Annotated in this window: 11 protein-coding genes; all 11 read left to right on the top strand. The window is 39.4% G+C overall.

What is annotated here, in order from left to right:
• Window positions 1-1,783: ATP-binding protein (locus OQ5_RS0115435; protein ID WP_016778347.1), on the top strand; the 1,783-nt coding region annotated here is incomplete at its 5' end.
• A gap of 469 nt (window positions 1,784-2,252) precedes the next feature.
• A complete protein-coding gene (locus OQ5_RS23270; RefSeq protein ID WP_141638889.1) occupies window positions 2,253-2,501 on the top strand; it encodes a hypothetical protein in 249 nt (82 codons plus the stop codon).
• A 72-nt stretch (window positions 2,502-2,573) separates the two neighbouring features.
• Window positions 2,574-3,977: an AAA family ATPase gene (locus OQ5_RS0115420; protein ID WP_016778344.1), complete on the top strand. Its 1,404-nt coding sequence runs from the start codon at window positions 2,574-2,576 to the stop codon at window positions 3,975-3,977.
• Window positions 3,978-4,002: 25 nt separating this feature from the next.
• Entirely contained in the window at window positions 4,003-5,373 is a 1,371-nt protein-coding gene (locus tag OQ5_RS0115415; protein WP_016778343.1) for a Fic family protein, read from the top strand.
• Window positions 5,370-6,521, top strand: a complete 1,152-nt coding sequence (locus OQ5_RS24900; RefSeq protein WP_044107961.1) for a DUF3387 domain-containing protein — start codon at window positions 5,370-5,372, stop codon at window positions 6,519-6,521. Before OQ5_RS0115415 ends, OQ5_RS24900 begins: the two co-directional genes overlap by 4 nt.
• A 330-nt stretch (window positions 6,522-6,851) precedes the next feature.
• Window positions 6,852-7,109, top strand: coding sequence for a hypothetical protein (locus tag OQ5_RS0115405; protein WP_016778341.1), 258 nt, complete (start codon window positions 6,852-6,854; stop codon window positions 7,107-7,109).
• Window positions 7,110-7,801: 692 nt separating this feature from the next.
• On the top strand, window positions 7,802-9,328 hold the full coding sequence (gene purH, locus OQ5_RS0115395; protein ID WP_016778339.1) for a bifunctional phosphoribosylaminoimidazolecarboxamide formyltransferase/IMP cyclohydrolase: 1,527 nt from the start codon (window positions 7,802-7,804) through the stop codon (window positions 9,326-9,328).
• A 14-nt stretch (window positions 9,329-9,342) separates the two neighbouring features.
• Window positions 9,343-9,708, top strand: coding sequence for a rod shape-determining protein (locus OQ5_RS25430; protein WP_255297581.1), 366 nt, complete (start codon window positions 9,343-9,345; stop codon window positions 9,706-9,708).
• The gene (locus tag OQ5_RS21315; RefSeq protein WP_255297580.1) at window positions 9,653-10,366 is read left to right on the top strand and encodes a rod shape-determining protein; all 714 of its coding nucleotides are present in this window, start codon (window positions 9,653-9,655) and stop codon (window positions 10,364-10,366) included. The genes OQ5_RS25430 and OQ5_RS21315 overlap by 56 nt, the downstream gene beginning before the upstream one ends.
• Window positions 10,367-10,394: 28 nt before the next feature.
• On the top strand, window positions 10,395-11,225 hold the full coding sequence (mreC, locus tag OQ5_RS0115385; RefSeq protein WP_016778338.1) for a rod shape-determining protein MreC: 831 nt from the start codon (window positions 10,395-10,397) through the stop codon (window positions 11,223-11,225).
• Window positions 11,218-11,736 (top strand): hypothetical protein, encoded by a 519-nt coding sequence (locus OQ5_RS0115380; protein ID WP_016778337.1) that lies wholly within the window; start codon window positions 11,218-11,220, stop codon window positions 11,734-11,736. Before mreC ends, OQ5_RS0115380 begins: the two co-directional genes overlap by 8 nt.
• Window positions 11,737-11,745: the final 9 nt, after the last annotated feature.

Here is an 11,745-nt window from a genome sequence, read left to right as displayed (position 1 = left end):
ATTTTCTTATATCATATTGATTTTGATATGCTCTTTCCTATCAATTATTTTAAATGATGACGACAGAAGTCCTGACAATTATAAAAACGTTATCAGCGAATATTTAAAAAATATTGCAACCACTTTGGGAAAGGGGAAATTAGTTTTCTCAGCAATGTTTTTGTATTTCCTTTTAACTTTTTATTCCATCAATGATATTAAAGTTTTGTCGTTAATGCTTTTCTGGTGGTTTATAATTGTAGCTGACCCTCAAAAACTTGTAAATAAGATATCGATTAAAAAGAAATATTCAGATGACGCTATTGGAAGAATAATTAGCGTTCAATCCAAGAAGATTTTTCTCGTTAGATTATTTCAAGATAGCCTAAATACTAAAATATTTGATATTGTTAGATTTAAATACACCGTTCAAGATGACGAAACGATTGTTTGTTATGGATTTGTATTGGAATCATTTCTATTAAATGACCAGAAATGGATTAAAGTTCTACTTTGTAAGGAAGAACATGATGATGAATTAAAGAGAAGTTTTGAAAAAAATATTGTCTATCGTATCTCAAATGATGAGAATATACAAAACATTATCGAGCGATTTGTCGGAGTTATCGTAGATGGTTCAGAAATCAGGAAAATAAACTTTGAGTGCTATAATTCTCACGAAATTTCAGAAGGTGATTTATTAGAAATTAACGTAAACGATAAGACCATTTATTATCAAATCACACAAGGAGTTACAAAAGAAGAAATAGTTGAGAAAAAGAATGAGACTGGATTTGTAAAAGGCGAAGCAATTCAACTAGGAAGTTGGAATAATGAAAACTACTCATTTGAAAAATATGGTTGGGTTCCAGATGTAAATTCAATTGTACTTATTGCAGACACATCCGAGATTGTACCTCCTGCTTTTGAATATCCAGAATACAAACTTGGAAACATTCCTAATACGACTTTACCAGTCGTTCTGAACCTTCATGATGCCATCAGTCATCATTTCGCAATTTTAGGTGTGACTGGCTCAGGAAAATCGTTCATAACTTTTGAAATTCTAAAAGAACTAAGGACTGATACAAAAATAATTTGCGTGGATTTCACCAGTGAGTATCAAGAAAAATTAAAAGAATTAAATCCAAAATCAATTCTTCACGATGCTGACGGGGTGATTAAAATAGAAAGAATGATTGCGGACAAAGAAACTGCATCAAAAAGCAAAAATTCAAAGGCAGTTCTTGACCTAAAATATAAAATTCAAGAAAAGCTAAATGAATACATTAATGAATTTATTGAAAGCGAAGTCAAAATTGGGATTTTTGAATTACCTGATTTATCCAATACTTCTTTTATTCTTGAATTTACTCAATTCTTCCTAGAGAATGTATTTAACATCGCTAAAAAAGGGAATGCTGAAAGAATTTGCCTTGTATTGGAAGAAGCGCACACAGTTGTTCCAGAAACTACATTTTTAGGAGATTTTGGAGACTTTGGAAGTAGCAAAGCAATAGTAAACAAAATTGGTCAGATAGCATTGCAAGGAAGAAAGTATGGAGTTGGCTTACTTGTTATTGCACAAAGAACAGCAAACGTATCAAAGACTGTCTTGACACAATGTAATACTATTTTATGTTTTCAAGCTTTTGATGAAACAAGTTTTACATTTATTGGAAATTATTTGGGAAAAGAACTAGTAACAACTTTACCTAACTTAACGAAATATCATGCTATTGTGACAGGGAAAGGAGTTAAATCAAATATTCCAATGATTGTCGATTTAACTCGTGAGATTTAATAAATATTGAATGAAAATTAAAACCCTGTTGCTAATCGAATAGACTGCCGCTAAGCCCTTAGCCCACCGGAGCACCTCTCACATTCACCCTGTGAAATCAACTTATTTCACAGGGTAAACCGTACGTACGGGGCTCGTATACGGCGGTTCTTTAAACCATGGAAAACAATAATCGGATATTTGAAGCGTTTAAAGTTTGGAACGTTCCTAATGCACTGGTGGTAAGGCGGTGAAGCTAATGAAGGGCAGTTGTCAGAATTAGGATTTACAGGATTTTGAGGATTAAGGGATTGTCTGAGCGCATGAATCCTAAAATCCTTTAATCCTACGCATCCTAATTCAGACAGTGGGGAGTGGCAATACAGGCATGCCGAAACGGCGCAAACAGTTCTGCTATAGAACAAAAAGAAAGAAATGTTAGCCAAAAATTGCAGGCAAATTACTACTTTTATTGTCAACGATAACAAAAATGGTAACAACAGCCGGGTCTCCCCTCGCCGGGAAGGCTTTAAAAGTGCCTGAGCCCTGTGCCGGGAATTGGAAATCATGCATGCCTTTAAATATTAATTATGGATGGATAAACTGGCACGCACGGTTCTTGGGGGGCGTAAAGAACCAGGTTAGCGACACGATGTCGCTCTACAAAATTGTTTTACAAGAATTTACAGCCCTGGTAAACCCGAAAGCGAATCAACGAGCAATTGAAAGAAACCATTAAGCCACTCTGCCCATTTTTGATGAAAGAGGTGATGGATGGAATTGTTGAACCTGAAGAAGAAAGGGAGGTAGTATGATTAAGTCTATTCAAATAAAAAATTATAGGTTGTTTCCTACTGAGGCTCCCTTTGAAATCAATGATTTTAATATTCCTGACGGTACTACTCAAGGTACAGGACTTAATATTTTTGTGGGTGAAAATGGTTGTGGAAAAACAGCTTTACTTGATGCGCTGGCACTACCTTATGTTTCTTTCAAGGCTAATTCATTTTCGCTGAACGATTTGAATGACCCAACCAAGGATTGTGAGATTGAAGTATTGATGAATGAAAATTTTTCCTATAAAGCAACTATGCCAAAGGTTGAATATAAGGGTAAAGGATTTTCATTTAAAGGTGGGTTAAGAAAACAAGGTTCCCGGCAATTCTTTTCTTCAATAGTTACGGATCAAAAGTTTATTAAAGCTGACGGAGAAACTAAGCCTAAAGACAATTCACCGGATTTGAGACTTTCTGTTAACAATCCTTGGGCAGGGTCAAGATTTAATGAGTTGGAGTATTTAATTCTTGATAAAAACAGAACCAACCAAACCAAAAAAGGTACATTTAATGAGACAAGATTCGATAAGATTATGGAGAACTTTAACTTTCAGTATCTTCAGAAAGATGAAAATCCGTTTGACTGCAATGAAGGCCTTAAAAATGTAAAAACATTTGATGCCAAGGGAATAACAGAGGGGTTAAAGGAGGCGATTGAAAAGTTTTCAGAAATTAGCGGTAATCAGCTTAAATTGAAATTTATAGATAGTTGGAAACCTTTCACAAATGCTTTTTTTGGAACTGAAAAAGATAATCTGCAAACTGTCCTATTAAGTCAACTCGGCTCTGGGTATGAGATGATTTTTTCGCTTTTGTACTCATACTACCTAACCAGAAAAGAACAGAAGCTATTAATTGTATTGATCGATGAGCCAGAACTGCATCTGCACCCTAAACTCCAATCTGACTTTATAGAATTACTTCTTGAGTTTTCAAAGGATGCTCAAATAATTTTAACGACTCACTCCCCATTGTTTGTTAAACAGGCGATGATGAATGAGCAGGTTCTTGTTAAAGTTTTAACCAAGACCGAAGAATCCGTTCAAATTGCCACCCCTGAAACGTCAGTTCTTGATTACACATCTGCCAATGAAGTAAACTATGTCGCCTTTGGCCTTCCCACGGAAGAATATCATAATGAACTCTATGGGCAGTTATTTAAGAATCATGCAAGAACTAACAGCATAAAAACCTTTGATATAGAATACTTCCAAAACACGAAGAGGGAAGCCAAGGAGCATCCATGGATGGGATACCCAAATGAAGTTTCAATTCATACATATATACGAAATCAAATTCATCATAAGGCTGATAATGGAACACCTGACATAAAAGAATTAGAAGAATCTATTAAAAGAATGAGAGACTTTATTTTATAAGAATCACAGAAACAAGAAAGTTAATATGCCCGAAACCAACCGCATAGAATACAAATCATCCCTTACCAAAGACCTGGATTTGGAGAAAGAGGTCGTGGCATTCCTCAATTACCGGGAGGGCGGCCTGATCTATATTGGTATTGACAAAACGGGTAAGGTGTTGGGCGTAGCAGATGCAGACGGGGATACGCTGAAGATCAAAGACTGCATCAAAAACAACATTTTACCATCGGCTATGGGGCTGTTTGATGTGGTGACGGAAGAACAGGAAGGCAAGGAAATCATCAAGATTATTGTAGCTAGCGGCAGTGAAAAACCCTATTTCAAAAAGAAATACGGTATGACCGAAAAGGGTTGTTTTATCCGGGTTGGTACAGCAGCCGAACCCATGCCCCAGGCGATGATCGACAAGCTGTTTGCTTCACGCACTCGAAACTCTATTGGCAAGATCAAAGCCCATCGGCAGGATCTGAGCTTTGAGCAATTACGCATCTATTATGAAGAGAAGAAAAAGCCGCTCAACAAACAGTTTAAAAAGAATCTGGAACTGCTCACTGAAGATGGTTCGCTGAACTATGCCGGATACCTGCTGGCAGATGAAAACAATGTGTCCATCAAAGTCGCCAAATATAGCGGTGAAACCCGGGTCGATCTGATCGAAAACAATGAATACGGCTATTGCTCCCTGATCAAGGCTACCAAAAGCGTGCTGGACAAGATTGAATTGGAAAACCGCACGGCTGCCACCATCACCTCCAAAGAACGCAAAGAACAGCGCCTATGGAATGCCATTGCCTTGCGGGAGGCTATTATCAATGCCTTTGTTCACAATGACTACACCCGGGAGATTCCGCCCAAGTTTGAAATTTTCTCAGACCGCATTGAAATTACTTCCGCAGGTTCTCTTCCTGAAGGGTTGAGCAAAGAAGAGTTTTTCGAGGGCTATTCCATTCCCCGCAACAAAGAATTGATGCGGATTTACAAAGATTTGGAAATGGTGGAGCAGCTGGGATCAGGCATTCCACGTATTTTAGAAACCTACGGAAAGGAATGCTTTCATTTTTCTGAGAACTTTTTGCGAATGGTGTTCCCTGCAATTGAGAAAGTCACCGAACAAGCTACCGAACAAGTTACCGAACAAGTTACCGAACAAGTTACCGAACAAGTCGGCAAACTTATTCAGGTAATGAAAAGTACACATTCGGGAAGTGAAATAATGAAAATGTTGTCACTTAAACACCGCCCTACCTTTCTGTATAAATATCTTCAACCTGCCATTGATGCAGGGCTGGTGGCACTCACCATACCCGAAAAACCCAAAAGCAGCAAACAAAAATACCAGCTTACAGAGAAAGGCAGAAGTTTTCTTCGTTCATTAAATCGGAAAGCGCAGTGACAGTATTTACACAAAAATATCGTCTGATTGATTTTTCCGAGAACTTCTTGCGAATGGTTTTCCCCTGCCCGCCCGGCAGGTGGGCGGCAATTGAGAGGGTTACCCCGCAAGTTGAGTTGGTAAAAGGGTTGGTAAAAAGGTTGGCAAAAGAGCTTTCAGAAAGCCAGATAAAGATTTTGAATCTGATTGAATCCAATGAATCCAATAGCCACATTACCAAAAGGGAGATGGCTGAACAGATAGAAATGATTAAAGATGCTTTGAGCAGTGATGGTGTGGAAGAGATTTTCAAACTCAATGACGACAAGAATGCAGAAACGGACATTTTTGATGATGATTACTTAGCAAAAATTGAAAAGATCAAGCTCCCTAATACCAAAATCAAGCTGCTCCAACAGCTTCTCGCTAAAGCCATAGAGGAATTCAAAAAAGTAAACCGGGTTCAGGGCATTGACTTTTCCAAGAAAATGCAAAGCCTTGTTGAGAAATACAACGAACGAAAAGAAAGTGACGTACTGAGAAGTGAAGTACTGGACGACTTTACAGACGAAATAATTGATCTATACCATGCACTAAAAAAGGAATCCTTCAATGAATTAGGAATTGATTTTGAGGAAAAGGCATTTTATGACATACTCAAAGCACTGACAGTCAAATACGACTTTGAATACCCACATGACAAATTACTTGTGCTGGCAAAAGAGGTAAAGCAAGTGGTAGACGACAAAGCAAAATACACGGACTGGAGTAAAAGATCAGACATAAAAGCGGAATTGAAAGCTGACCTGATCATCTTATTAGCCGAGAATGACTATCCTCCGGTAGACAGAGATGAAGTCTATAAAGAAATATTTGAACAAGCTGAAAACTTTAAAAATACCAACATTAAAATGCCAAACACTCAACAGACACACACATTGCCAAGCCGCTCAAGCCAATACGCCAGACACAGCTTGTCAAAGAGTGTGTCTGAGCCAAACCGGTATGGAAAAAGAAAATCAAATAAAAACCTCTCCCTCCCTGACAAAAAAGAAGAACAAAATGCTTCTAAAAAAAACATTGGGGAAAGGACGGCTACTAAAATACAATCAAGTAGATGCCCGGTAAGCCATTCCCCTACCGGAGCACCTCTCACATTCACCCTGTGAAATCAACTTATTTCACAGGGTAAACCGTACGTACGGGTCTCGTATACGGCGGTTCTTTAAACCATAAAAAACAATAATCGGATATTTGAAGCGTTTAAAGATTGGGATGTTCCTAATGCACTGGTGGTAAGGCGGTGAATACAGTTGTCTGAATTAGAGTTTACAGGATTCCGGGAATGAAAGGATTAAGGGATAGATGTTAAGGAGGCTTCGATACCCTGCATTTGGCATTAGGTATAAAACAAGCATAGTTTGGATTACAACAATAAGAATATATTGAAGGGCTTGCATACAAGTTCCCTCAGACCTTAAAAAATAAATTTTATACTAATGAAGAAATCACTTTTGGTAACAGCATTAATCGTCACAACCTTTAATCTATTCGCACAAACGAATAATGGAAAGGTTATAGTATCATTTGACGGAAGCTATGTAAAATCAACGACAGAAAATGGTGTGACAAAAAAATCAAAATGTTACGCAAAGCAAATAGTGGGAAAAGCTATCTGTAAAATATATTGTATCAATAAAAAACAATATTTAAACCACATTTACAACTATATTCAGGGTCTGCTGAATAACACTTAAATAATTAATAATAAATTATTTAAATCGCATAATTCCATTTAAGGTGCAAGGTTTGTCATCCAAATCTTTAAAAATGTTTGCACCTGTAAATCAATAGATCGTGAGATTTTTAGATATAAGATGTAAGATGATTTTTACAACATTAATATACTGCATTTAAATAAACAAACTTCTTTAGATACAAACAATTTACCTACAGTGTATTACAAAATTTAACGAAGTATTGTGTAAATGTTAGTTGTCAAAATATCACTGTTCAAAAGAATGTCGTAATAATGAACGACTTTATCTATTTAAAAGGCGCGGTGGCCTGTTCGCTTTGCTTGCAAAGAATCTGTATCATCTGTGGTGCAACCTTGTGCTCTTCTGTGTTCATATGTGGTGCAATCTCATCCTCAAACTTAACCTTAACCTCAATTTGCTTTGATTTCGTGTTTCGTGTTCCGGGTTTTGAGTTTCCGGCTTCTAACTGCTGCCTGCTGCCTTCTTCTGTGTTCTCTGTGGAGAATTCTCAACCTCAACCTCAACCTCAACCTCAACCTCAACCTTAACCTTAACCTCTGCCTCTGCCTGGAAAATTTCCCAGCACCTCAAAATAATATTTCCCCACCGCTATTATTTATCATCCACCTATTGCTAAATGTTCTCTTTTTCTTAATTTTGCGACTATTCTAAGACCAACAGACATTAAAATGACAGGTACAAAAAAGATAAAATCAGCTTTAATATCGGTTTATCACAAAGACGGACTCGATGAAATAGTAAAAAAATTAAATGCCCTGGGTGTCCAAATTTATTCAACGGGAGGCACCCAGTCGTTTATAGAAGGATTAGGAGTTGATGTAACGGCCGTAGAATCACTCACCGGTTACCCTTCCATACTCGGGGGCAGAGTAAAAACACTTCATCCCAAAGTTTTTGGCGGTATTCTTGGCCGTAGAAATGTTGAAACGGATCAAAAGCAGATAGAGGATTTCGAAATTCCTGAGATTGACCTCGTTATTGTTGATCTGTATCCTTTTGAAGAAACGGTGGCATCGGGGGCTTCACATGCTGACATCATCGAAAAAATTGATATCGGTGGCATTGCACTTATTCGTGCAGCTGCAAAAAACTACAAAGACGTGGTTATTGTTCCGTCTAAAAGGCAATATCAAAAACTGCTGAAAATCCTTGATGAACAGAACGGTGAAACCTCACTGGAAGACCGTAGCTATTTAGCAGCTGCAGCATTTTCGGTTTCTTCCGGGTATGACACGGCCATCTTCAATTATTTCAACCGGGAACATGATTTCCCTGCATTCCGCCAGGCCATCGATGACAGTAAAACACTCAGGTACGGGGAAAACCCCCATCAGAAAGGTGTTTTCTACGGAAGTTTCGACCAGCTGTTTGAGCAATTGCATGGCAAAGAAATATCTTACAATAATCTGCTCGACATTGATGCAGCCGTTTCTTTAATTTCTGACTTTTCCGAAACAACTGTTGCCATATTGAAGCACAACAATGCTTGCGGACTGGCGTCGCGCAACAATATATCGGATGCCTGGAATGAGGCACTCGCAGGTGACCCTGTTTCTGCTCTTGGCGGAATCATTATCACCAATGGCCGGATTAATGCTGAAGTTGCAGGCGAAATCAATAAGATATTTTTCGAAGTGATCATTGCCCCGGGTTATGACCATGACGCGCTCGATATTCTGAAGCAAAAAAAGAATCGCATTATACTTTTACAAAAACCTGATAAGATATCAGGACAAAGTTCCCGAACCCTCTTAAACGGGGTTTTGGCACAGGAGAAAGACCTCAGGATTGAAACACAGCAAGACTTAAAAACAGTCACGAACTCAAGTCCTGCCGACAGTGAAATTGAGGATCTTCTTTTTGCCAACAAGATTGTAAAACATTCCAAGTCCAATGCCATTGTGATTGCCAAAAACAAGCAGTTGATTGGCAGCGGAGTTGGGCAAACATCTCGTGTTGACGCACTGAAACAGGCTATTGCCAAAGCCCGGGCATTCAATTTTGAGACTGAAGGGGCCGTTATGGCTTCCGATGCTTTTTTCCCTTTTTCCGATTCTGTAGAGCTTGCGCACGAGGCAGGTATAAAAGCAGTTATTCAGCCGGGCGGATCGGTTCGCGACAACGATTCAATAGATTTCTGTAACGCCCATCAAATGTCGATGGTATTTACCGGTACCCGTCACTTTAAACATTAATAAAACATTAAACAATGGGATTGTTTTCATTTTTATCTCAGGAATTGGCCATGGACTTGGGAACGGCCAATACCATAATAATCCAGAACGATAAGATAGTTGTGGATGAACCCAGCATTGTGGCGTTGAACCGCCGTACCGACAAATTGGAAGCAATTGGTGAAAAAGCGCGCCAGATGCACGGAAAAACCCACGACAACATATATACCATTCGTCCTCTTCGCGACGGTGTGATTGCCGATTTTAATGCTGCCGAACAAATGATACGGGGCATGATCAAAATGATCAAACAAAAAGAATCAGGTCTTCACTCCCTCGCTCACAATGGTAATTTGTATCCCTTCCGGCAGCACCGAAGTAGAGATAAGAGCCGTACGTGATTCCGGCGAGCATGCCGGGGGCCGCGAAGTTTACATGATCTATGAGCCCATGGCTGCTGCGCTCGGTATAGGCCTCGACGTTGAAGCTCCCGAGGGAAACATGGTAGTCGACATTGGTGGTGGAACAACCGAAATTGCCGTCATCTCACTTGGAGGCATCGTTACCAACAAATCGATACGTATTGCCGGTGATGACCTTACCACCGACATCATGGAATACATGCGGCGCCAGCACAATATTAAAATCGGAGAACGCACCGCCGAAGAAATCAAGATAAGAGTTGGGTCGGCCCTCCCCGAACTTGACGATCCGCCGGCCGATTATATCGTTCAGGGGCCCAATCAAATGACTGCGCTCCCCATTGAAGTTCCGGTTTCATATCAGGAAATTTCGCACTGCCTCGAGAAGTCCATCTCTAAAATGGAAACCGCTATCCTGAATGCTCTGGAACAGACACCCCCGGAGCTCTATGCCGATATTGTTATGAACGGCATCTATCTGGCAGGCGGAGGAGCTTTACTCAGAGGGCTGGACAAACGACTGACCGAGAAGATCAACATCCCGTTCCACATTGCTGAAGACCCTTTGCACGCTGTGGCAAGAGGGACGGGCATTGCGCTTAAAAACAGACACAAATTTTCGTTCCTGATGAGATAGATGCTCAGTTCAGAATTAACTTTTTACAATGAGAAACTTTTTCCGTTTCATCATTCGCTATCATTTTTTGCTGTTGTTTCTTTTACTGGAAATCATCAGCTTTTCGTTTATATTTAATTACAACCAATATCACAGGAACTTTTATTTAAGCTCTTCCAACAAGATTTCGGGTTTTTTTTACGAACAATTCAGTTCTGTTGTTGAATACTTCAGATTGAGAAAGACCAACGAAGAACTGCTCCGGGAAAACTCGGAGCTTCGGAATCAACTGGAAAAAACAGATTTTTTGTCAACTACTGCTACAAGGTTTTATATTGACAGTATTGGCTCTCAAAGATACCGTTACACCCCGGCAAAGGTCATCAACAACTCTGTAAACAAACATTTCAACTATCTTACACTCAACAAAGGTGCTGATGACGGAATACTCCCCGACATGGGAGTAATTTCATCGAGAGGACTGGTAGGCGTCGTGCTTAACACTTCGGACAGTTATTCTACCGTAATTTCTTTGCTGAATACCAGACTTCAGATATCTGCGCGTTTACGTGATACAGGATTTTTCGGTTCATTGGGCTGGGAAGGTTTAAATTACCGGTATGCCACTTTAAGTGGCATTCCTGCCCATGCATCACCCTCGGTGGGAGATGCTGTGGTAACCAGTGGCTACTCATCCATTTTTCCCGAAAACATATTAATCGGAACCATCGATGAAATATCCATCAATCAGGGAGAAGGATTTTATGATATAAGAGTTTTGCTGTCGGTCGATTTCAAACAGCTCCAATATGTACATGTTGTGAAAAAAACAGGTGCAGAAGAACAACGGGAACTTGAAAAACTAAACGAAGATGATTAACTGGTTACCAAGATATTTGTTCAATTTTGTAGCCTTTGTCCTTATTCAGGTATTGTTGCTGAATAATCTTCAGCTTAGTACATTCATGAATCCCTACATTTATGTGTTGTTTATCATCACCCTGCCTTTCTCCACGCCGAGATGGCTGTTATTAATACTTGGATTCATCACCGGACTTACTCTTGACATCTTCATGAATACATTGGGGATACACGCTTCGGCAACTGTCTTCATGGCGTTTTTACGCCCGTTTGTTCTGAGCTCTTTTTCGCCCCGCGACGGATACGAGCCAGGAACCCTTCCTGTTCCGGCCGATTATGGCTTTGGATGGTTTTTTAAATATGCCGCCATATTGGTGACGACCCATCACCTGTTTTTGTTTTTCGTGGAAGCATTCAGTATGGCCGATTTTTTCTCTATACTATGGAAAAGCATACTTAGCGCACTGGCTTCATTGATATTTATCTTTATTGCCATGCTGTTTGCCAGAAATAAATCCGGAACCCTGTAAATCTCTTGG

This window comes from Anaerophaga thermohalophila str. Valhall (assembly GCF_000250735.1).
Taxonomy (GTDB): domain Bacteria; phylum Bacteroidota; class Bacteroidia; order Bacteroidales; family Marinilabiliaceae; genus Anaerophaga; species Anaerophaga thermohalophila_A.
The sequence above is the reverse complement of the archived record's forward strand: the minus strand, read 5'-3'. Positions and strand labels throughout refer to the sequence as shown.